At 61.0% G+C, this 20,433-nt stretch carries 20 protein-coding genes and 1 other RNA gene; 13 read left to right on the plus strand and 8 right to left on the minus strand.

The window, feature by feature from the left end:
- Window positions 1-30 precede the first annotated feature (30 nt).
- The 5 genes from BLW66_RS15660 (at window position 31) to BLW66_RS15680 (ending at window position 6,177) form a co-directional block, all read left to right on the plus strand.
- On the plus strand, window positions 31-1,107 hold the full coding sequence (locus tag BLW66_RS15660) for a branched-chain amino acid ABC transporter permease (protein ID WP_089948127.1): 1,077 nt from the start codon (window positions 31-33) through the stop codon (window positions 1,105-1,107).
- A gap of 63 nt (window positions 1,108-1,170) precedes the next feature.
- Window positions 1,171-2,442 carry an ABC transporter substrate-binding protein gene (locus tag BLW66_RS15665; RefSeq protein WP_089948129.1) on the plus strand — a complete coding sequence of 424 codons (1,272 nt, stop codon included), beginning with the start codon at window positions 1,171-1,173 and terminating at the stop codon, window positions 2,440-2,442.
- 62 nt (window positions 2,443-2,504) lie between these two features.
- Window positions 2,505-3,326: an ABC transporter ATP-binding protein gene (locus BLW66_RS15670; protein WP_089948132.1), complete on the plus strand. Its 822-nt coding sequence runs from the start codon at window positions 2,505-2,507 to the stop codon at window positions 3,324-3,326.
- Window positions 3,327-3,419: 93 nt separating this feature from the next.
- Window positions 3,420-4,517, plus strand: a complete 1,098-nt coding sequence (locus BLW66_RS15675) for a phenylacetate--CoA ligase family protein (RefSeq protein ID WP_394199042.1) — start codon at window positions 3,420-3,422, stop codon at window positions 4,515-4,517.
- 13 nt (window positions 4,518-4,530) lie between these two features.
- Window positions 4,531-6,177 carry a peptidoglycan-binding protein gene (locus tag BLW66_RS15680; RefSeq protein ID WP_089948136.1) on the plus strand — a complete coding sequence of 549 codons (1,647 nt, stop codon included), beginning with the start codon at window positions 4,531-4,533 and terminating at the stop codon, window positions 6,175-6,177.
- Here the strand turns inward: BLW66_RS15680 and recR are convergent.
- The 5 genes from recR to BLW66_RS15705 form a co-directional block, all read right to left on the minus strand.
- Entirely contained in the window at window positions 6,174-6,770 is a 597-nt protein-coding gene (gene recR, locus BLW66_RS15685; protein ID WP_089948139.1) for a recombination mediator RecR, read from the minus strand. The two genes, BLW66_RS15680 and recR, sit on opposite strands and share 4 nt — an antisense overlap.
- Window positions 6,771-6,831: 61 nt before the next feature.
- Window positions 6,832-7,176 (minus strand): YbaB/EbfC family nucleoid-associated protein, encoded by a 345-nt coding sequence (locus tag BLW66_RS15690; RefSeq protein ID WP_089948144.1) that lies wholly within the window; start codon window positions 7,174-7,176, stop codon window positions 6,832-6,834.
- Window positions 7,177-7,247: 71 nt separating this feature from the next.
- A complete protein-coding gene (locus tag BLW66_RS15695) occupies window positions 7,248-8,993 on the minus strand; it encodes a DNA polymerase III subunit gamma/tau (RefSeq protein WP_089948147.1) in 1,746 nt (581 codons plus the stop codon).
- A gap of 59 nt (window positions 8,994-9,052) precedes the next feature.
- Entirely contained in the window at window positions 9,053-9,433 is a 381-nt protein-coding gene (locus BLW66_RS15700) for a YidH family protein (protein ID WP_089948150.1), read from the minus strand.
- 15 nt (window positions 9,434-9,448) lie between these two features.
- Window positions 9,449-10,009, minus strand: a complete 561-nt coding sequence (locus tag BLW66_RS15705; protein WP_089948153.1) for a TetR/AcrR family transcriptional regulator — start codon at window positions 10,007-10,009, stop codon at window positions 9,449-9,451.
- Window positions 10,010-10,088: 79 nt separating this feature from the next.
- Here BLW66_RS15705 and BLW66_RS15710 point away from each other — a divergent pair, with 79 nt between their 5' ends.
- A complete protein-coding gene (locus tag BLW66_RS15710) occupies window positions 10,089-10,958 on the plus strand; it encodes an alpha/beta hydrolase family protein (protein WP_089948157.1) in 870 nt (289 codons plus the stop codon).
- Window positions 10,959-11,018: 60 nt separating this feature from the next.
- On the opposite strand, the gene ffs is transcribed toward BLW66_RS15710, so the two are convergent.
- An RNA gene (ffs, locus tag BLW66_RS15715) (signal recognition particle sRNA small type) lies at window positions 11,019-11,117 on the minus strand.
- Window positions 11,118-11,210: 93 nt separating this feature from the next.
- Here ffs and nudC point away from each other — a divergent pair.
- Both nudC and BLW66_RS15725 read left to right on the plus strand, forming a co-directional pair.
- Window positions 11,211-12,176 (plus strand): NAD(+) diphosphatase, encoded by a 966-nt coding sequence (gene nudC, locus BLW66_RS15720; RefSeq protein WP_089948160.1) that lies wholly within the window; start codon window positions 11,211-11,213, stop codon window positions 12,174-12,176.
- A 27-nt stretch (window positions 12,177-12,203) separates the two neighbouring features.
- Entirely contained in the window at window positions 12,204-12,686 is a 483-nt protein-coding gene (locus BLW66_RS15725) for an SRPBCC family protein (RefSeq protein ID WP_089948163.1), read from the plus strand.
- Here the strand turns inward: BLW66_RS15725 and BLW66_RS15730 are convergent.
- On the minus strand, window positions 12,683-13,087 hold the full coding sequence (locus tag BLW66_RS15730; RefSeq protein ID WP_244508673.1) for an NUDIX hydrolase: 405 nt from the start codon (window positions 13,085-13,087) through the stop codon (window positions 12,683-12,685). The two genes, BLW66_RS15725 and BLW66_RS15730, sit on opposite strands and share 4 nt — an antisense overlap.
- Window positions 13,080-13,913 carry a prephenate dehydratase gene (locus BLW66_RS15735; RefSeq protein WP_089948168.1) on the minus strand — a complete coding sequence of 278 codons (834 nt, stop codon included), beginning with the start codon at window positions 13,911-13,913 and terminating at the stop codon, window positions 13,080-13,082. Before BLW66_RS15735 ends, BLW66_RS15730 begins: the two co-directional genes overlap by 8 nt.
- 125 nt (window positions 13,914-14,038) lie before the next feature.
- Here BLW66_RS15735 and BLW66_RS15740 point away from each other — a divergent pair, with 125 nt between their 5' ends.
- From BLW66_RS15740 to BLW66_RS15760, 5 genes are all read left to right on the plus strand, one after another.
- Entirely contained in the window at window positions 14,039-14,545 is a 507-nt protein-coding gene (locus tag BLW66_RS15740; RefSeq protein WP_342027828.1) for a c-type cytochrome, read from the plus strand.
- A 171-nt stretch (window positions 14,546-14,716) separates the two neighbouring features.
- A complete protein-coding gene (locus BLW66_RS15745; protein WP_089948172.1) occupies window positions 14,717-16,618 on the plus strand; it encodes an extracellular solute-binding protein in 1,902 nt (633 codons plus the stop codon).
- Between the two features lie 34 nt (window positions 16,619-16,652).
- Window positions 16,653-17,738 carry a microcin C ABC transporter permease YejB gene (locus tag BLW66_RS15750; RefSeq protein ID WP_089948175.1) on the plus strand — a complete coding sequence of 362 codons (1,086 nt, stop codon included), beginning with the start codon at window positions 16,653-16,655 and terminating at the stop codon, window positions 17,736-17,738.
- Window positions 17,735-18,841 (plus strand): ABC transporter permease, encoded by a 1,107-nt coding sequence (locus BLW66_RS15755; protein WP_089948178.1) that lies wholly within the window; start codon window positions 17,735-17,737, stop codon window positions 18,839-18,841. The genes BLW66_RS15750 and BLW66_RS15755 overlap by 4 nt, the downstream gene beginning before the upstream one ends.
- A complete protein-coding gene (locus BLW66_RS15760) occupies window positions 18,838-20,433 on the plus strand; it encodes an ABC transporter ATP-binding protein (RefSeq protein WP_089948181.1) in 1,596 nt (531 codons plus the stop codon). The genes BLW66_RS15755 and BLW66_RS15760 overlap by 4 nt, the downstream gene beginning before the upstream one ends.

A 20,433-nucleotide genomic window follows, 5' to 3' on the forward strand; every position in this document is an offset into this window, starting at 1 on the left:
CACACCTGAAATCACTAGGGGAGCGTCCTAATGTTTTATCGCGAGTCAGGCGACTTCAGCACGACCTATGCTGAAGACAATCAAACCTTCCCGATCAAGTTTGACCGCTACCGATATTACGCGGTGCTTGCCGTGGCGTTTTTGGTCATCCCGTTCATCATCAACGACTACTGGGCGAACGCGGTGTTCGTGCCCTTCCTGATCTACGCGATTGCGGCGATTGGGTTGAACATCCTGACCGGCTACTGTGGGCAGGTGTCACTTGGCACGGGGGGCTTCATGGCTGTGGGCGCTTATGCTGTCTACAAGCTGATGACGGCGTTCCCAGAGGTGTCAATGTTGGTGCATGTGCCATTGGCTGGGCTGATTACCGCGGGGGTCGTGACCCTGTTTGGTCTGCCTTCCTTGCGGATCAAGGGCTTTTATCTGGCGGTGGCCACGCTGGCGGCGCAGTTCTTCTTGGTGTGGCTCTTCAACAAGGTTCCGTGGTTCTACAACTACTCCGCATCGGGGCAAATCTCTGCGCCGGAGCGCGACGTTATCGGCATCATTATTACCGGCCCGAACACCGAGGCTTGGGCGAAATACATGATCTGCCTGATCTTCGTGACCTTGGCGGCACTTATCGCGCGCAACCTGACGCGCGGCTCTGTCGGGCGCAAATGGATGGCGATCCGTGACATGGATATCGCTGCCGAAATCATCGGGGTGAACCCGATGATGGCGAAACTGACGGCCTTTGCTGTCTCGGGCTTCTTTATCGGTATCGCAGGTGCGCTGTTCTTTAGTGTCTATCTGGGGGCCGCCGAAGTGGGGGAGAGCTTCGGCATCGACAAGTCATTCCTTGTCTTGTTCATGGTAATCATCGGCGGATTAGGGTCTATTTTCGGCTCCTTCGCGGGGGCGGCCTTCATGGTGCTGCTGCCAGTGTTCTTGAAGAACGTCTTTGTCGGCCTACTGGGCTGGCCCACCGATCTGGCGGCGCACTTGCAGTTTATCGTTTCTGGTGGCCTGATCATCGTGTTCCTGATTCTGGAACCACACGGGCTGGCGCAACTGTGGCGCCTGGCGAAAGAGAAGCTGCGGCTGTGGCCGTTCCCGCATTAATCACAACAGAGGCGGGGTGAACCCCGTCCGACATATCAAATCATCCTTGGGAGGAAAAACTTGATGAAACTAACAACTCTTGCAGCGACGGCCTTGATGGCGGCAAGCCCCGCGATGGCGGACCTTGTGTTCCCCGACCTAAGCTACCGGACTGGTCCTTACGCGGCGAACGGCATCCCGTTCTCTGACGGGTATCAGGATTACTTCACCCTTCTGAACGAACGTGACGGCGGTATCGGCGGTGTTCCAACCAAGGTGATTGAGTGCGAAACCGGCTACAACACCGAGAAGGGTGTGGAATGCTACGAAGCCACCAAGGGCGAGGGCGCGTTGGTCTATCAACCGCTGTCGACCGGCATCACCTATCAGCTGATTCCGAAGGTAACGGCCGACGGCATTCCGATGCACACTATGGGCTACGGCCGGACCTCCGCCAAGAACGGCGAAGTCTTCTCCAACGTGTTCAACTACCCTGCCAACTACTGGGATGGCGCGTCGCATGCGGTGAACCACATCATGTCGCAAGGCGACATCGCGGGAAAGAAAATCGCGCTGGTGTACCACAACTCCGCCTACGGCAAGGAGCCGATCCGCACGTTGGAAGAACTGGCCAAGAAGCATGGCTTCGAGCTGATGCTGGTGCCTGTTGACCACCCCGGCCAAGAGCAAAAGTCGCAATGGCTGCAAATCCGCCAGCAAAAGCCTGACAACGTCATCATGTATGGCTGGGGCGTTATGAACCAAGTGGCCATTCAAGAGGCGGCCAACATCCGCTACCCGATGGAAAACTTCATCGGCATCTGGTGGTCCGGTTCGGAAAATGACGTGCTGCCAGCGGGCGACCGTGCCAATGGCTACAAGGCGCTGACATTCCACAACTTGGGCGACGACTACCCGCTGTATGACGATCTGCGTAAATACGTGGTCGACGCGGGCAAAGCGGCGGGCGCTGGCGATCAGCTGGGCACGGCTTTGTACAACCGCGGCATGTACGCGGCGATGTTGGCGGCAGAGGCTGCCAAGACCGCGCAGGAGATTTCCGGCGAGAAAGATCTGACCCCCGCACTGATGCGCGACGGCATGGAAGCGCTGGAAATGACCGAGGCCAAAATGGCCGCTATCGGCCTTCCGGGCTTTGGGCCAGAGTTCAAAGTGTCCTGCCAGAACCACGGCGGCAACGGCCTTGGCGCTGTGGCGCAATGGGACGCAGAAGCCAAGTCCTGGTCGCTGATTACCGGCTACGAAGGGTCGGATCAGGACGTGATCCAAGCCTTGGTTGACGAGGACAGCGCCGCATTCGCAGCAGAAGCTGGCATCGAAGCCGGCTGCAAGTAAACGCAACTTCCCCGGCTGGCAGGTGCTGGCCGGGGATCCACCAACTTTGACAGGATGTTGAAATGCTGGATGGTTCCAAAACTGAGACCCTCTTGGAGGTCAACAACATTGAGGTGATTTATAATCACGTCATTCTGGTGCTGAAAGGCGTGTCGCTGAAAGTGGCACGTGGCGGCATCACGGCGCTTTTGGGCGGCAATGGCGCGGGCAAGTCCACGACGCTGAAGGCAGTGTCGAACCTGCTGCACTCGGAGCGGGGCGAAGTCACCAAGGGCTCTATCGTGTACCGTGGCGACCACATCGCGGGGCTGGACCCTGCCGACATGGTGAAGCGCGGCGTTATTCAAGTGATGGAAGGCCGTCACTGCTTTGAGCACCTGACCGTGGAAGAAAACCTGATGACGGGCGCCTACACGCGGTCCGACGGGCGAGGCGCTGTGGCGGCGGATCTGGAGAAGGTCTACACCTACTTCCCGCGCTTGCGCGAACGGCGCACGTCGCAGGCGGGCTACACCTCTGGCGGGGAGCAACAGATGGTGGCAATTGGCCGCGCGATGATGGCCAAGCCGGAGACGATCCTGCTGGACGAACCGTCGATGGGGTTGGCCCCGCAACTGGTGGAAGAAATCTTCGGCATCGTGAAGTCGCTGAACGAGCAGGAGGGCGTGTCCTTTTTGCTGGCCGAGCAGAACACCAACGTGGCGCTGCGCTTTGCGCATTACGGGTATATTCTGGAATCGGGCCGCGTGGTTATGGACGGCCCCGCCGCCGAATTGCGCGAGAACCCCGACGTGAAGGAATTCTACCTTGGCATGTCGGATGAAGGCCGAAAATCCTTCCGCGATGTGCGCAGCTACAGACGTCGCAAGCGGTGGCTGTCGTAGCATTTTTGAGTATTTTTAACCAAATGGAGACGTGACGTGGGATTCTTTGACACTCTGGAGACCCGCAGCGCGGACGCCCGCGAAGCGGCGCATGTGGCGGCGTTAAACGGTCTTGGGGTCAAGCTGGGCAGCCTGTCCGAGCTGGCGTCCCTACCTGTGTTGCGCAAATCCGACCTGTCGGCCAAGCAAAAGGCCAAGCCGCCCTTTGGCGGGATGCATGTGGGCGACGTGGCGCATGTGTTTCAATCGCCGGGGCCAATTTATGAGCCGGGCGGGGTGAGCCACGATTGGTGGCGCTTCGGGCGGTTTTTGAATGCTTGCGGTATCGGGGCCCATGATGTGGTGCAGAACTGCTTTGGCTACCACCTGACACCGGCGGGCATGATGTTCGAGAACGGCGCGCGGGCCGTTGGGGCGCGAGTGTTGCCGGCGGGTACGGGGCAGACCGAGTTGCAGGTGCGCGCCGCGCGGGACGTGGGCGCGACGGCCTATGCGGGCACGCCGGACTATTTGAACGTGATCCTTGAGAAAGCGGATGCGATGGGGGAGGCCTTGAGTTTCACCAAGGCGGCGGTCTCGGGCGGGGCGTTGTTCCCGTCGCTGCGCCAATCCTATGCAGATCGCGGGATTTCCTGCCTGCAGTGCTACGCCACCGCCGATCTGGGCCATATCGCCTTTGAGAGCGACGCCATGGAAGGGATGATCGTTGATGAGGGCGTTATCGTCGAGATCGTGACGCCCGGCACCGGAACGCCTGTGGCGGAGGGGCAGGTGGGCGAGATTGTCGTGACCTCCCTGAACCCCGATTACCCGCTGATCCGGTTCGGGACTGGTGACATGAGTGCGGTCATGGCGGGCGCCTCCCCCTGCGGGCGCACCAACATGCGCATCAAAGGATGGATGGGGCGCGCGGACCAGACCACGAAGATCAAGGGCATGTTTGTGCGCCCCGAACAAGTCGCGGATCTGGTGGCGAAACACCCTGAGATCGCGCGTGCGCGGGTCGTGGCCGCGCGCGACGGCGAGATGGACGTGATGCGTGTTTTGATCGAGGCAGAGGGCGGTGACGCGGACACCTACGCGGCGTCGGTTGCAGAAGTTTTGAAACTAAAAGGCGCGGTGGAAGTTGTACCTGTGGGCAGCCTGCCCAACGATGGCCTCGTGATCGAGGACCAACGCAGCTACGATTAGAGAGGACCACGCCATGAAACTCCGCACCAGCCTAGCCACTTTCCTAATGATGTCGGTGCCGGTTTGGGCAGGAGACGTGGCGCTTGTTGTCGGCAACGAAGACTACGCCAACGGGCGCGATTTGCGCGCCGCCGACGAGATGCTGGACGCTGTGGCCCCCTTGAGGGAGGCAGGTTTTGAAGTGTTTAGCGGCGCTGATCTGAGTGCGGAAGCGCTGGAGGTCTACGTCTCGGAGGTGAACGCGAAAGCGGATGGATCGGGGCGGGTTGTTATCGCCTTGTCCGGAAATTTCGGGCACAGCGCGCACGGCACGTGGTTTCTGGGCGCGGATGCCGACGGACCTGATTTGGCCACTGTCGGCCGTCAAGCGCTGCCCCTAAGCGTGGTTATGGAGATTGCGGCCCGTGCGCCGGGTGGCGCGGTTGTGGCCTTGGGCATTGAGGACGCAGAGTTTGAATTTGGCGGGGGCGTAGAGGCTGGCGTGGGCTTTATGGACATTCCGCAAGGGGTGACTGTGATCACCGGCCCGTCGGATGATGTCGCGGATTTTGCGAAGGACACGCTCAGCGTCACGGGTCAATCCATTGCCACCGCGCTAGAGGCGTGGCCGAGCCTGAGTGGTGCGGGGTTTATGGCCCCTTTGGTGCCGTTCTCGCCGGCCGGTGACGGCGCAGCACCTGTTGTTGCGAAGCCCGATCCTGACGCGGCGCAGAACGCGCTTTGGAAAGTGACGCAGGATATCGGGTCGCGGGAGGCCTATGAGGCCTACCTCAAACGTTACCCGAAGGGGCTTTATGCCGAGGAGGCGCGGGGCGAGATCGCGCGGATAGATGCGCAGCCTGAGTTGAGGGCGGAGGCGGCAGAGAAGGCGCTGAACCTGAGCCGCGACACGCGACGCGAAATTCAGCGGGCTTTGTCGCTGTTGGACTATGACCCCAAAGGCATTGATGGAATTTTCGGGCGCGGATCACGCGCGGCGATCAAGAAATGGCAAAATGTGAACGGCGCGGACGCCACGGGCTTCCTGACGCAGCCGCAGATTGAGCGGCTCCGCGCGCAGGCGGACCGCCGTGCGCAGGAGCTGGAGATAGAGGCCGAGAAGCGCAAGCTGGAGATGGAGCGCAAAGACCGCGCCTATTGGGACGCGACGGGCCAGAACGGCGATGAAGCCGGGCTGCGGGCCTATCTGGAACGCTACCCCGATGGGGTGTTTGCAGAAATCGCGACGCAGCGGCTGGAGCCGTTCGAGGACGCGCGCCGCGCGGAGGCCGCAGAGCAGGACCGTGCGGAATGGGATGCGGCAGAGGCCGCAGGGACACTCGAGGCGTACAACAACTACGTCGAGGCCAACCCCGAAGGGGCATTTGTCGAGCAGGCCCGTGCGCAAATCAAAGAGCTGGAGTTCGAGGCAGACAACGCCGATGCGCTGGAAGCTGCGCAGCGCAACGAGGATCGGTTGGGCCTGACAGATACGACACGCAAACTGGTGGAGGGGCGGCTGGAGAGCCTTGGCCTGAAGCCTGGCCCCGTGGACGGAGCGTTTGACGATGACACGCGCCGCGCAATCCGCCGCTATCAGGAGGCGCGGAACCTGACGCGTACGGGCTACTTGAACCAGCAAACGGTGGTGCGCCTGCTGGCAGATGCCGTTTTGCGCTAGAGCGCCTTTCGGGCTTTCAGGGCGGCGGTGATCGTGCCGTCGTCGAGGTAGTCCAGCTCCCCGCCGATTGGGACGCCTTGGGCAAGAGACGTGACGGCGACGCCGCGCGTCTCCAGCTCCCCTGCGATGTAATGCGCGGTGGTTTGGCCGTCGATGGTGGCGTTCAGGGCGAGGATGACTTCGCTGATCTGCTCGCCCGAGACGCGCTCCATTAACTTCGGGATGCGCAACTCGTCCGGCCCCACGGCGTCGAGCGCCGACAGGGTGCCGCCGAGGACATGGTAGCGGCCTTTAAATACCCCGGAGCGTTCCATTGCCCAGAGGTCTGCGACGTCTTCCACGACGCAGATTTCGCCGTTGGCGCGTTTGTCAGCGACGCAGATATCGCACAGATCAGCGGTGCCCACGTTGCCGCAGTTGACGCATTCGCGGGCGGTGGCGGCGACGTGTTGCAATGTGTCCGCCAGCGGCACCATGAGCAGCGCGCGCTTCTTGATCATATGCAGCACCGCCCGACGCGCCGAGCGGGGGCCGAGCCCGGGCAGCTTGGCCATCATCGCGATCAGCGCGTCGATGTCTTTCATATTGCTCAAGCGGATGCGCCTTTTGCTGGGGTCGGAGCCTCCGGCGGAGGTATTTAAGAAGCAGTGATGCCTAGAAGGGCAGCTTCATTCCGGCGGGGATGCCCATTTCCTCGGTGATTTTGCTCATCTCGGCGGCGGCTTTATCCGCGGCTTTGGACTGCGCGTCCTTGATTGCGGCGAGGATAAGATCTTCGACGACCTCTTTCTCGTCAGGGTGAAAAATTGACGGATCAATATCGAGCGCCGTCAGGATGCCTTTGGCGGTTGCGGTGGCCTTGACCAGCCCCGCGCCGCTTTCGCCCTGGACTTCGATGTTTTGCAGATCATCTTGCATCTGCGTCATCTTGGTCTGCATTTCTTTGGCTTTTTTCATCATTCCGGCCATATCGCCGAGGTTGCCAAGTCCTTTGAGCATGTGAAGGTCTCCGTTGAGAATTTGAGTGCGGTGGTTGATAGGCGCCATATAGGGGCGGCGCATCGGTCTGGCTAGTCGTCCTCGAAAGGATCCCATTCGTCCTCGACCTCGGGCAGGGCCTCCACGGCGGCTTCCTGAAGCAGGTCGGCGGCGGTGCGGATTTCGGTGATCTTGGCGCTTGGAAAGGCAAGCAGAGTGGCCTGCATCAGCGGGTGTTCCGTCGCCTCCGCCTTCAGCGCATTTGCCTCCGCGTCGCGTTCGGCGGCGAGGGTCGGGCCGCCGCCCTCGTTGACGACGGTGACTGCCCAGCGCTGGCCCGTCCATTGCTGCAACCGCGCGCCAAGGCGGGCGGCGAGATCGCGTGGGGCATCATCCGTTGGTACGAATTCGATCCGTCCGGGCGCGTAGTTGGCAAGTTGTACGTAGCCTTCAACTTCAACCAGAAGCTTCACGTCGCGGTTGCTGCGGATCAGGTTTACCACTTGGTGGAACGTCGGGTATTGGGCCAGCGCAGCCTCCGGCGCGACATCGAGCGCTGCGGAGGTGCCGCCGCCCATGGGCGCGCTTTGGGTTTGCGCCCGCGCCGTTGTCATGCCGCCGCCCTGTGGGGCTGCGCTGCCACCGCCATTTGGAGGCGTGGCGGGGGGCGGTGTGTCTTGCAGCTTGCGCACAAGTTCTTCGGGCGAGGGGAGGTCGGCCATGTGGGTCAGGCGGATGATTGCCATCTCGGCGGCCATCATGGCGTTCGGTGCTGCGGCGACTTCCTCTAGGGCTTTCAAAAGCAATTGCCACATGCGCGACATGGCCCGCATCGGCAGGGCTTCAGCCATAGACGCGCCACGGGTACGTTCATCGGGGCCGACGGTGGGATCATCTGCGGCTTCGGGGGTGATCTTGATGACGCTGACCCAATGGGTGATTTCAGCCAGATCGCGCAACACGGCCATCGGATCGGCCCCATCGGCATATTGCGAGCTGAGTTCCTGCAACGCGCCAGCGGCGTCGCCCTTCATGATCAGATCGAACAGGTCCAGAACACGGCCACGGTCTGCGAGGCCCAACATCGCGCGCACCTGCGGCGCGGTGGTTTCGCCCGCGCCGTGGGAAATGGCCTGATCCATCAAGGACATCGCATCCCGCACGGAGCCTTCTGCGGCGCGTGTGATCAGCGCCAGCGCGTCCTCCGCGATTTCGGCGTTTTCCTTGCCCGCAACAGATTGCAGGTGGGCGATCATCACCTCCGGCTCAATACGGCGCAGATCGAAGCGCTGACAGCGCGACAGCACGGTCACAGGCACCTTACGGATTTCGGTGGTGGCGAAGATGAATTTGACGTGTTCGGGCGGCTCCTCCAGCGTTTTCAACAGGGCGTTGAAGGCGGAGGTGGACAGCATGTGCACCTCATCGATGATGTAGATTTTGTAGCGGGCAGAGGCCGCCCGGTAGTGTACAGAATCGATGATTTCGCGGATGTCGCCCACGCCGGTGCGCGACGCAGCGTCCATTTCCATCACATCGACGTGGCGGCCTTCGGCGATTGCGGTGCAGTTGTCGCAGACCCCGCAAGGGTCGGTGGTCGGACCGCCGGTGCCATCGGCGCCAGTGCAGTTCATACCCTTGGCGATGATCCGCGCGGTGGTCGTTTTGCCGGTGCCGCGAATACCCGTCATGATGAAGGCCTGCGCGATGCGGCCTGCGTCGAACGCGTTTTTGAGCGTTCGCACCATGGCGTCCTGACCGATGAGGTCGGCAAAGGTGGCCGGACGGTACTTACGCGCCAGAACCTGATAGCCGCCGCTTGTGGTGGTGTCGCTCATGTCAATTCCTAGGATTCGAGTGTTGGTCAAACTTAGTGTGTGCGCCGTCAGCCGTCCACCTAGAGCATCCAAAGAATAATGCCGGTTATCACGGCCCCGACCGCAAGCACGGCGGCGGTAAAAGTCATGCGGGACGTTGGCTGCGCGGCGACGTCATTTTCAGTGAAGCGGCGATGCGCCTCGCAAGAGCGTTGCTGCGCGGACCAGAAGATGAAAAGCGCCACGCCGATGAAGATGCTGGCCCCGATTTTAGCAACCCACGTGGGCTCAAACGCGCCGAAAACGGCCTTCATGCCCAAGGCCAACGCGACGCAGGCCATGCCGGTGCGCATCCAGCCCGCGAAGGTGCGTTCATTGGCAAGCAAGGTGCGGTCCTCTGCCCAGCCAGTGCGGGTGGCGGCGAGTTCATGGTCGTCGGCGTCGTCTGGATTTGAATTCATAACAGGGAGTGTAGCCTATTCATCGCGCAGGACCAGTGCTGGCACCGTCTTGATTGGATCGGAGGAGCCGCGCACGCGAGACAGCGACCACGCGCCTTGCAACGTCATCCAAAGGGCGTCGGCAAGGGCGCGGGCCTTGGCTTCGGTCGCGCCTTTGGATGTGGCGTGGCGAACCGTGGCGTCGAGCCACATCTGGAAGATATCGCAGGTGGCTTGGCGGAATTCCGTGTTGGTGGGGCTCTCGAAAAGCGTCGCGCTGACGGGGCAGCCTATCCACTTGTCGTTGATGTCGAACAGCTTGGCGAGTTTGTAGCAGAAGGTCGTGACCCCGTCGCGCAGGCTGTCCGCGTCTTTGAAGGACGCGTCTAGGATTTGCAGCATCTGGTCAGCGGCAAAATGCGCGGCGGCAAGCGCGAGATCGGATTTGCCGTTCGGGAAGTGGTGGTAGAGGGAGCCTTTGGGGGCCTGCGCGGCGTCAAGTATCTCCGCCATGCCGACGCCGTGGTAGCCCTTGCGCTGAAACAAGAGGGCGGCCTGCGTGACAAGGCGGTCGCGGGTGGATGGGGTTTGAGCCATAGTTTTTTATTTCACAACTAGACCGAATGGTCTAGAGCTGCTAGTAGACCAATCAGTCTAGCGCCTGAAGGAGCCCGCAATGTCCTACATCCAGATCGCCGACTCGTCGCAGGTGATAGAGACCGACGTTTCCTTTCCGTCGGGCGGGCAGCCCCTAATGGGGCGGTTATATCGCCCGTCGCAACGGGTGCGTGCGATCGCGGTGCTGAATGCTGCGACTGCGGTGCGGCAACGGTTCTACCGCCCGTTTGCGCAGTGGTTGGCGACACAAGGCGTGGCTTGCCTGACCTATGATTACCGCGATTTCGGGGCATCGCAGCGCGGGCCAATGCGCGACGCGGGGGCGACGATGCTCGACTGGGGCATCCACGACGCGCAAGCGGCGCGGGACTTCGCCAAGGCTGAATTCCCTGACGCACCCTTATGGCTTATCGGGCACTCGCTGGGCGGCTTGCTGACGTCATTCCAGCGGGATTTGGGTCAGATCGACCGCGTAATCGCGGTGGCCAGCGGCTTTGTTCACGTGTCCGAGCACCCTTGGCCCTATCAGGCTTTGGCGCGGTTTTTCTGGCATGTGGGCGGGCCAATTGGCGCGAAGGTTGCGGGGTATTTACCGGGCAAGCTGATGCGCTTCGGGCCGGACCTGCCTGCGGATGTGTACTGGCAATGGCGCGCGCTTTGTACGAAACGGGAGTTCACCGCGACGCCTGAATGGCGGGATTTGCCGCCGGAGGATTTGACGGGGCTGCGCGCGCCGATGCGGCTGGTGGCGGTTGCGGATGATGTGATGGTGCCACCACGGGCGGTGTGGCGTTTGATGGAACGTCACCTTGAAGCGCCCATGGCGCAGAAGGTGCTAAAGCCGGAGGACTACGGGCTGGGCGCCATCGGGCACATCGGGGTTTTCGATCCGGCGAACAGCGCGTGCTGGGGCGATATTGTGGGGTGAGTTGGCCTTCTAGCGACATTGGCAAAAGACGACGGCGTGCCTGCAAGGCAAACAGGCCGTAGGTGAGAGGTTGGACATCGACCCAAGTGGGGCTCGTTGTGGCTGCTTCCTTCCGGATCTGACCAGGTTGGCGAGGCACTTGCCCGCGCCAACCCCTCACCGTCGATATAGGGGGAGATTCTGCGGAACGCAAGGTTTGCCAACGCTTGCTCCTCATGCCAGAAGCAATGCAACGAAGTGAGGGGCTAAGCGGTGAAACTTGCAGAAACGGTGACCTTTGGCGGATCTGGGTTGGACCGCGCGGCGCAGTTGCGCGGCGACGCGGATGCGTTGGCGGACCTGCTGCGAAAACCGGACACCGGCGTTTTGCCCGTTTGGCGCGGCAAGCCGCTGATCGTGGGGGAGGCCCGTGACCGCCCCGCGTGGCAGGCCGCGGACCACCCGATTTTTGCCCATGCGGATGAGGCGCCGATCTTCCTCGGGCTGGACAATGGCGCCGCGCGGTTCTCGCGCGATATCTCCGGCTGGGAGCCGGACGAAGCCTTGGACGCGCTCAACGATTTTCTGGACCCGTCAGAGCAGCACTTCCCCGGTATGCCCCGCGACGAGCGGTTCTCCGAGTTGCGCGCGGTGATGAGCCATTTGAATGCCCGCGATGCGGAGTTGATTGCGGCGGCAAAGGCCATCGGAAGCTGGCATGAAACCCACGGGTTCTGCGCCAGATGCGGGGGAAAAAGCTCTATCTCTATGGCGGGCTGGCAGCGCGACTGCGACATCTGCGGCGCGCACCATTTCCCGCGCACGGACCCCGTGGTGATCATGCTGGTGACGCATGGCAACTCGGTGCTCATGGGTCGCTCCCCCGGGTGGCCCGAGGGGATGTATTCGTGCCTTGCAGGCTTTGTGGAGCCGGGGGAGACCATCGAGGCCGCAGTGCGCCGCGAGACATTCGAGGAGGCAGGCATCGAGGTCGGCGCGGTGGAATATCTGTCGAGCCAGCCGTGGCCCTTCCCCGCGTCCTTGATGATCGGGTGTCGCGGTCACGCCGTCACCACCGAGATCACGGTTGACCCCGAAGAGATCGAAGACGCGATCTGGGTCACCCGCGAAGAGATGTTGGAGACGTTTGCGGGCAACAATCCCGAAATGAAACCGGCACGCAAAGGCGCAATCGCGCATTTCCTGTTGCTTAACTGGCTTCAGGATACGTTAGACTAACAGTATAAATTTAATGAGCGGGCAGACATGAAGTTTTCCACCAAGGAAGATCTGGAAATTCCTATCGACGACGTGTTTCACATGCTGTCGGACTTTGACGGCTTTGAACGCGCAATTTTGCGCCACGGCGCGGATGTGACACGCACGGACAAGATGGGCGTCGCCGGTGTTGGCGCGTCTTGGACGGCGCGCGCAACGGTGCGCGGCAAGAAGCGCGAATTCGTGGTGAAGCTTGTGGAGTTCGACCGCCCGAACCAGATGCTGTTCGATGTGAAGACCAAGAACATGACCGCGACGTTCCTTGTGGAGCTGGTGGCGATGTCACGCACACGCACGCGGATGCGGGTGGAGCTGGACGTGCGGCCACAAACCCTGTCGGCGCGGTTGTTGATGCAGTCAGCCAAGCTGGCCCGCAACACATTGAACCGTCGCTACAAGACGCGGATCGCACATTTCGCTACGGATCTGGAAGAGCGTTACAAAAAAGGCCTTCGCACAGCGAACGCTTAATTGGCGAGGGCGAGTTGCAGTACGGTGTCGACGCTATCCGACAGTTCGCGGTCATCTGACAGCGCGGCGTCTATCTGTACCCACTGGGCGTCCATCGCGTCATCATCCGCCACGGGCACCCCGTCCACGTAGTCGCACAGCACCACCGCCAGCAGGTAGTGATAGCCCTCCGTGATCACATCAACATTGGTGAGGTAGCGCAGGGGCGTGGCGGTCACGCCCGTTTCCTCGTGCAATTCGCGCGCGGCGGCGTCCAGTGCGGTTTCGCCCAACTCCACATGACCGCCGGGGAAGCCCCATTGACCCGCGTTTGGCGGATTGCGGCGCTGCACAAGCAGCACTTGGCCGTCCTTGATGACAACCGCAATCGCCCCAAGCTTGGGGCGGCGCGGCTCAGTCACGGGCGAAGGCTGCGGGATACGTGCCAAGGACTTTGATCTCCGAGGTGAAGAACTCCAGCTCCTCCATCGCGTGCTGCACGCCGATGTCATCGGGGTGGCCCGCAATGTCGGCATAGAATTGCGTCGCAGTGAATTCGCCGTCGACCATGTAGCTTTCCAGCTTGGTCATGTTCACGCCGTTGGTCGCGAAGCCGCCCATCGCTTTATACAGCGCGGCCGGGATGTTGCGCACGTTGAACACGAAGGATGTGATCATATGGGTGTCGCCACGCCGCGCCATGTCGGCCTTTGGCGACATGATCAGGAAGCGCGTGGTGTTGGTGTCGTGGTCTTCAATGTCGCGGGCCAGCACTTCAAGCCCATGCGTGTCGGCAGCCATTTCTGACGCTAAGACGCCAACGCCGGCCTCCGGTTGCGCGGCAAGTTCGGCGGCGGCGCCAGCGCTGTCGGCGGCGGCCTCCCCACGGATGCCGTGCGCCTCTAGGTAGGCGCGGCATTGCGGGATCAACACCAGATGCGCCCGCACGGTCTTGATGCTGTCCAGCGCGGTGCCCTTCGGGGCCATCAGCGCGATGCGGACCCGCACGAAAGCCTCATCAATGATATGCAGCCCGGACTCGGGCAGAAGGCGGTGAATATCGGCAACCCGCCCGTAAGTGGTGTTCTCCACCGGCAGCATGGCAAGGGCGGCGGCACCGGTGCGAACAGCGTCAATGACCTCCTCGAACGTGGTGCAGGGCAGGGGCTCCATATCGGGGCGCGCGCGCACGCAAGCCTCGTGAGAATAGGCGCCGAGCTCCCCTTGGAACGCAATTTTCTGAGTCATAGTGCATTTTCCCGCAAAAAGGCGTTTAGTCGCGGTGTCTAGCCCTTGCGGAACAGTATGGGAAGACGATACATACCGCCGAAACGCCAAACGGGTGAGAGACAGACATGTTTGACACGATGACAATGACCAAAGTCCTAGGCGCCGCTTGCGGATCGCTTCTGGTATTCCTTCTGGGCAGCTGGGCCGCAGATATCATCTATCACGGCGGCGACGGCGGTCATGGCGATGAGCATGTGCAAGCCTATGTCATCGAAGTGGAAGGCGGCGACGCCGACGTCGAAGAGGAAGTGGTAGAGGTCGACTTTGCAGCCCTGATGGAAACAGCCGACGCCGAGAAAGGCGCAAAGGTTTTCTCCAAGTGTAAAGCTTGCCACAAACTGGACGAAGGCGCGAACGGCACTGGCCCGTCGCTCTACGCGATCGTTGGCAAAGACATCGCAGCGATGGACGGCTACGGCTACTCCGACGCATTGCTTGGCATCGACGGCGCATGGACGCCTGAAGAGCTGCAAGCCTTCCTTGAAAACCCTAAAGGCTACGCGCCAGGGACCAAGATGGGCTTTGCCGGTTTGAAGAAGCCAACAGACCGCGCCAACCTGATTGCCTACCTCGAAACGGTCGGCGGCTAAGCCAAATCGACAAGAATTCATGAAAGGCCGCCCCAAAAGGGCGGTCTTTTTCGTTTGGGGTGCGTCTCATTGCTCACAATTGCGCAATCGGCCTTGATTGTTGGACACATCCAACTTCTTTTATCGTAGCCTAAGCGTCACGCGCCCATGATCGAACACCGGAGGATCCAAATGAAGAACCGCCACTCGCAAGCCCTTGCCCGCCGCCACCCCGCGCAAAGCCGCAGGATGAAATGGATGGGCGCAGGTTTGTTATTGGTGGCGGCAACGCTGACCTCCGTGAACGTGGCGCGGGCGGAGACGATCATCAAGGCGCACGGATTTTCCGACTTTGGCGAACTCAAATACCCCGAAGGTTTCGCGCATCTGGACTACGTGAACCCCGACGCCCCAAAGGGCGGCGAGGTGTCGGTCTCCGCGTCAGGCACCTTTGACAGCATGAACCCGTTCAGCCGCAAAGGCCGCGCAGGTGCGCTGTCAGGCAACGCGTTTGAGCAGTTGATGGTCACCGTGGATGATGACCCTTACGGCTCCTACTGCCTGCTGTGCGAGTCGCTGGAGTATCCCGAAAGTCAGGAATGGGTGATCTTCAACCTGCGCCCAGAAGCAAAATTTTCCGACGGAACGCCCCTGACGGCGCATGACGTGGTCTTCACCGTGAACAGCGCGCTGACGGACGGCCTGCCGTCCTTCGCCAAGGCCGTATCCAAGTTCTACAAAAGCTATGAGGCGCTGGACGATCACCGAATCAAATTTACCTTCAACGACGGTCTGCCGCGCAAGGGCTTGATCCTGCAAGCGGGCGCATCCTTCGTGTTCTCTAAAGCATGGTTCGAGGCGAATAACGCCAACATCAAAGACGCACGGCTGGAGCCGGCTGTTGGCTCTGGGCCATATGTGGCGAAGGTCATCGACCCGCCCCGCCGCCTGATCTACGAGCGCAACCCTGACTATTGGGGCGCGGACCTGCCGATCAACAAGGGCCGCTGGAATTTCGACAGCATCCGCATCGAGTATTTCGCCGACGACACGGCGGCGATGGAGGCCTTCAAAAGCGGCGTCTACAACTTCCGCCGCGAAAGCAGCTCCCTCAAGTGGGCCACGGCTTATGACTTTCCGGGCGTGAAGGATGGCACCATCGTGAAGGCGGAGCTGCCAAACGGCAGCCTGCCCCCAGCATATGGCATGGTCTTCAACCTGCGCCGCGACAAGTTCGACGACCCGCGCGTGCGCGAGGCGTTGCAGCTGATGTATAACTTTACATGGACCAACGAGACATTGCAGTTCGGCCTGTTCGCCCAGCGGGATTCGTTCTGGCAGAACACCGATCTGGCGGCGCATGGCGTGGCCGAAGGGTTGGAGTTGGAGTATCTCAAATCCGTCGAGCACCTGCTGGAGGACAAATCCGTCCTGACAGAGCCTGTGGTGATGGCGCACAAAAGCAGCGGTCGGCAATTGGACCGCAAGAACATGCGCAAGGCCAACGCGCTGCTGGCAGAGGCCGGCTGGGAAGCTGACGCGAACGGTGTTTTGTCGAAAGACGGCAAGCCGCTGGAGATTGAGTTTCTGTCGGGCAGCGTCGCCTACGACCGCCTGATCCAGCCCTATATCGAGAATCTGAAGCGCGTGGGCATCCAAGCCAAATACACCCGCGTCGACCCCGCCCAATACACCAACCGCGAGCGCGGGTTTGACTGGGATATGATCTACGACGGCTACGCGAACTACATCCAAGAAGACAACGGCATCTCGCAGCGCTTCGGCTCTGAAGATGCGGAGTATTCGCTATTCAACCCGTCGGGTTACAGCTCTCCGGCGGTGGATGCGCTGATCAAGGTGATGCTGGACGCCAAGACGCTGGAGGAGATGCAAGCCGCCGTGCGCGCCGCTGACCGTATCCTGCGCGCCGCGCGGATCATGATCCCCGCGTGGTACAATGACACCTTCTGGGTCGCCTATTACGATATGTTTGAGCACCCCGAAAAATTGCCGCCGCTGGCCTTGGGTCATCTTGATTTTTGGTGGTATAACGCTGACAAGGCTGCGGCCTTGAAGGCAAAAGGCGCCCTCTAGAGGCGTCGGATAGAACAGGCGGTACGACCCCGATATGGGCGCATATATCCTCAGACGGCTGTTGCTGGTGATCCCGACATTGATCGGGATCATGATCGTGAATTTCGCGTTAACGCAGTTCGTGCCTGGTGGCCCGATCGAGCAGATCATCGCCAACCTTGAAGGTCAGGGCGATGTGTTCGAGGGCATCTCCGGCGGAAGCAACGACAGCCAGTTGGAAAGCCTGAGCACCGACAGCAAATACGAGGGCGCGCGCGGCTTGCCGCCGGAATTCATCGCCAAGCTGGAGAAAGAGTTCGGCTTCGACAAACCGCCGGTGGAGCGGTTCCTCAACATGATGTGGAATTATCTGCGGTTCGATTTCGGCGAAAGCTACTTCCGGTCCGTCAGTGTGATTGATCTGGTGTTGGAGAAAATGCCCGTGTCGATCACGCTGGGTCTGTGGTCCACCCTGATTGCCTATATGGTGTCGATCCCACTGGGTATCCGCAAGGCGGTTCGTGACGGCTCCAGCTTTGATACGTGGACCTCTGCGCTGATCATCATGGCCTACTCCATCCCCGGGTTCCTGTTTGCGATCATGCTGCTGGTGTTCTTCGCCGGTGGCTCGTTCTACCAGTGGTTCCCGCTGCGCGGTCTGACGTCCGACGATTTTGACCAGCTTAGCGCGGTGGGCAAGGTGCTGGACTACCTGTGGCACATCGTGCTGCCGGTCACGGCTTCCACCATCGCGGCCTTTGCCACGCTGACGCTGTTGACCAAGAACTCTTTCCTCGACGAGATCAAGAAGCAGTATGTGATCACCGCGCAGGCCAAGGGCCTGTCGGAGCGTAAGGTTCTTTATGGCCACGTGTTCCGCAACGCGATGCTGATCGTAATTGCCGGTTTCCCAAGCCTGTTTATGGGGATTTTCCTGACGGGCTCCCTGATTATCGAGTTGATATTCTCGCTCGACGGGTTGGGCCGCTTGGCGTTCGAGGCCACGGTCGCGCGCGATTATCCGGTGGTGTTCGGGACGCTTTATTTCTTCGGCCTGCTGGGCCTGATCGTCGGCATCCTGTCGGACCTGATGTATGTGTTCGTAGACCCGCGCATCGACTTTGAAAGTCGCGAGACATGAAGCTATCTCCCCTGAACCAGCGCCGCTGGACCAACTTCAAACGCAACCGCCGTGCGTTGTGGTCGCTGTGGATTTTCTCCGTCTTGTTCGGCCTGTCGCTCTGCGCGGAGTTGATCGCCAACGACAAGCCGATCTTGGTTAAATACCGTGGGGAACTGTTTACCCCGATCACCAGCTTCTATCCGGAAACCGCCTTTGGCGGCGATCTGCGCACCGAAGCCGTGTACCGCGACATAGAGATACAATGCCTGATCAAGACCGGCGGCATCGAGGACTGTTGGGATGACCCTGACGCCGTGATGGAAGAGGCCGCGACAGGCACCTTTAACGGGGAGCCGGTGGAGCAGGGGTGGATCATCTCCCCAATCATCCCGTTCAGCTACACGACCATCGTGGACCGTCCGGGCACGGCCCCCGCGGCCCCTGACGCGATGAACTGGCTGGGCACCGACAACACGTCGCGCGATGTGGCGGCGCGGGTGATCTACGGCTTCCGCCTGTCGATCGTTTTCACCTTGGTGGTCACCGTGGCGTCCTCCCTGATCGGGATCGCGGCGGGGGCTGTGCAGGGCTTCTTTGGCGGGCGGGTCGATCTGATCTTCCAGCGCGTTTTGGAAATCTGGGGCGCGACACCCAGCCTCTATGTCATCATCATCATGTTCGCTATTCTGGGCCGCAGCTTCTGGCTGTTGGTGTTCCTGTCGATCCTGTTCGGCTGGCCCGCTTTGGTGGGCGTGGTGCGCGCGGAATTCCTGCGTGCGCGCAACTTTGAATACGTCCGCGCAGCGCGTGCCTTGGGGGTGTCCAACACCACGATTATGTTCCGCCACATGCTGCCCAACGCCATGGTGGCGACGCTGACGTTCCTGCCATTCATCGTCACGGGCACCATCGGGATGTTAGCGGCGCTGGACTTCTTGGGCTTCGGCTTGCCCGCCTCCGCCCCGTCACTGGGGGAGTTGATTTTGCAAGCCAAGCAAAACCTGCAAGCCCCGTGGCTGGCGATCACGGCTTTCACCACCTTCGCGGTGATGTTGTCGCTGCTTGTGTTCATATTCGAGGGCGTGCGCGACGCATTTGACCCCAGAAAGACCTTCCAATGACTGTGCTGCTGGACGTCAAAGACCTGCGGGTAAGCTTTCGCCAAGATGGCGAAGTGACCGAGGCCGTAAAAGGCGTAAGCTTCCATGTGGACCGTGGTGAAACCGTGGCCTTGGTGGGCGAATCCGGTTCCGGCAAATCGGTGTCGGCACTGTCGACGGTGCAGCTTCTGCCCGATAGCGCCACGGTCACGGGGCAGATCAGCTACGACGGCCGTGACCTGTCCGCCGCGACACAGCGCGAGTTGCGCCAAGTGCGCGGCAACGACATCAGCTTTATCTTCCAAGAGCCGATGACGTCGCTGAACCCGCTGCACACGCTGGAAAAGCAGATCACCGAAAGCCTGAGCCTGCACCAAGGGTTGCGCGGCGATGCCGCCCGCGCGCGGGTGATCGAGCTGCTCAACAAGGTCGGCATCCGCGATCCGGAAAGCCGCCTGTCCAGCTATCCGCACCAGCTATCTGGCGGGCAACGCCAGCGCGTGATGATCGCCATGGCGCTGGCCAACGGGCCGGAGCTTTTGATTGCGGACGAGCCGACAACCGCGCTCGACGTGACCATTCAGGCGCAAATTCTTGAACTGCTCGCGGATTTGAAAAAGCGCGAAGACATGTCGCTGCTGTTCATTACCCATGACCTAGGCGTGGTGCGCAAAATCGCTGACCGCGTTTGCGTGATGCAGCATGGCGTCATCGTAGAAACCGGCCCGACGGCCGAGATTTTTGACAACCCGCAGCACCCCTACACCAAGCTGTTGCTTGACGCGGAGGCCACGGGCATCCCCGACCCCGTGCCCGCAGGCGCTAAGGAGATGGTGTCGACCGAAGATTTGCGCATCTGGTTCCCGATCCAGACGGGCCTGCTCAAACGTACCACGGGGCATGTGAAGGCCGTGAACGCGGCCAGCATTTCCGTCCGCGCGGGGGAGACGTTGGGTATTGTTGGCGAATCCGGGTCAGGCAAAACGACGTTGGCGCTGGCCATCATGCGGCTGATCTCCAGCAAGGGCCCGATCCATTTTGAGGGGCGCGACATCCAAGGGTTAAGCTCCAAAGAGCTGCGCCCGCTGCGTGCGGACATGCAAATCGTGTTCCAAGACCCTTATGGCTCTCTCAGCCCACGTATGACGGTGGAGCAGATCATCGCCGAAGGGCTGGGCGTCCATGGCACCAAGCCAGGGCAGGATCGCCGCCAGATGGTCGCCGATATCATGACCGAAGTGGGCCTGAAGCCCGAGATGATGCACCGTTATCCACACGAATTTTCCGGTGGCCAGCGCCAGCGTATCGCCATTGCGCGCGCGATGATCCTGCGGCCCAAGCTGGTGGTGTTGGACGAACCGACGTCGGCGCTGGATATGACGGTGCAGGTGCAAATCGTGGAGCTGTTGCGCGATCTGCAAAAGAAGTACGGGCTGGCCTATCTGTTCATCAGCCACGACCTGAAAGTCGTGCGCGCGATGTCGCATAAGGTTCTGGTGATGAAGCAGGGCGATGTGGTTGAGGCTGGCAACAGCGAAGAGCTGTTTGCCAACCCGCAAGTCCCCTACACCCAGCAATTGCTGGCCGCAGCGCTGGACCTAAAGGCGGGTTAG

The sequence above is a fragment of the Litoreibacter albidus genome (assembly GCF_900107015.1).
GTDB classification, from domain to species: domain Bacteria; phylum Pseudomonadota; class Alphaproteobacteria; order Rhodobacterales; family Rhodobacteraceae; genus Litoreibacter; species Litoreibacter albidus.

Bases quoted from the DNA above. Each gene is read 5' to 3' on its own strand.
- BLW66_RS15680 (WP_089948136.1), top strand. From the start codon at position 4,531: ATGAAACTCCGCACCAGCCTAGCCACTTTCCTAATGATGTCGGTGCCG.
- BLW66_RS15745 (WP_089948172.1), top strand. From the start codon at position 14,717: ATGAAGAACCGCCACTCGCAAGCCCTTGCCCGCCGCCACCCCGCGCAA.
- BLW66_RS15660 (WP_089948127.1), top strand. From the start codon at position 31: ATGTTTTATCGCGAGTCAGGCGACTTCAGCACGACCTATGCTGAAGAC.
- BLW66_RS15710 (WP_089948157.1), top strand. From the start codon at position 10,089: ATGTCCTACATCCAGATCGCCGACTCGTCGCAGGTGATAGAGACCGAC.
- BLW66_RS15750 (WP_089948175.1), top strand. From the start codon at position 16,653: ATGGGCGCATATATCCTCAGACGGCTGTTGCTGGTGATCCCGACATTG.
- BLW66_RS15670 (WP_089948132.1), top strand. From the start codon at position 2,505: ATGCTGGATGGTTCCAAAACTGAGACCCTCTTGGAGGTCAACAACATT.
- BLW66_RS15700 (WP_089948150.1), bottom strand. From the start codon at position 9,433: ATGAATTCAAATCCAGACGACGCCGACGACCATGAACTCGCCGCCACC.
- BLW66_RS15760 (WP_089948181.1), top strand. From the start codon at position 18,838: ATGACTGTGCTGCTGGACGTCAAAGACCTGCGGGTAAGCTTTCGCCAA.
- BLW66_RS15755 (WP_089948178.1), top strand. From the start codon at position 17,735: ATGAAGCTATCTCCCCTGAACCAGCGCCGCTGGACCAACTTCAAACGC.
- BLW66_RS15705 (WP_089948153.1), bottom strand. From the start codon at position 10,009: ATGGCTCAAACCCCATCCACCCGCGACCGCCTTGTCACGCAGGCCGCC.
- BLW66_RS15740 (WP_342027828.1), top strand. From the start codon at position 14,039: ATGACCAAAGTCCTAGGCGCCGCTTGCGGATCGCTTCTGGTATTCCTT.
- BLW66_RS15690 (WP_089948144.1), bottom strand. From the start codon at position 7,176: ATGCTCAAAGGACTTGGCAACCTCGGCGATATGGCCGGAATGATGAAA.
- BLW66_RS15735 (WP_089948168.1), bottom strand. From the start codon at position 13,913: ATGACTCAGAAAATTGCGTTCCAAGGGGAGCTCGGCGCCTATTCTCAC.
- BLW66_RS15665 (WP_089948129.1), top strand. From the start codon at position 1,171: ATGAAACTAACAACTCTTGCAGCGACGGCCTTGATGGCGGCAAGCCCC.
- BLW66_RS15695 (WP_089948147.1), bottom strand. From the start codon at position 8,993: ATGAGCGACACCACCACAAGCGGCGGCTATCAGGTTCTGGCGCGTAAG.
- BLW66_RS15725 (WP_089948163.1), top strand. From the start codon at position 12,204: ATGAAGTTTTCCACCAAGGAAGATCTGGAAATTCCTATCGACGACGTG.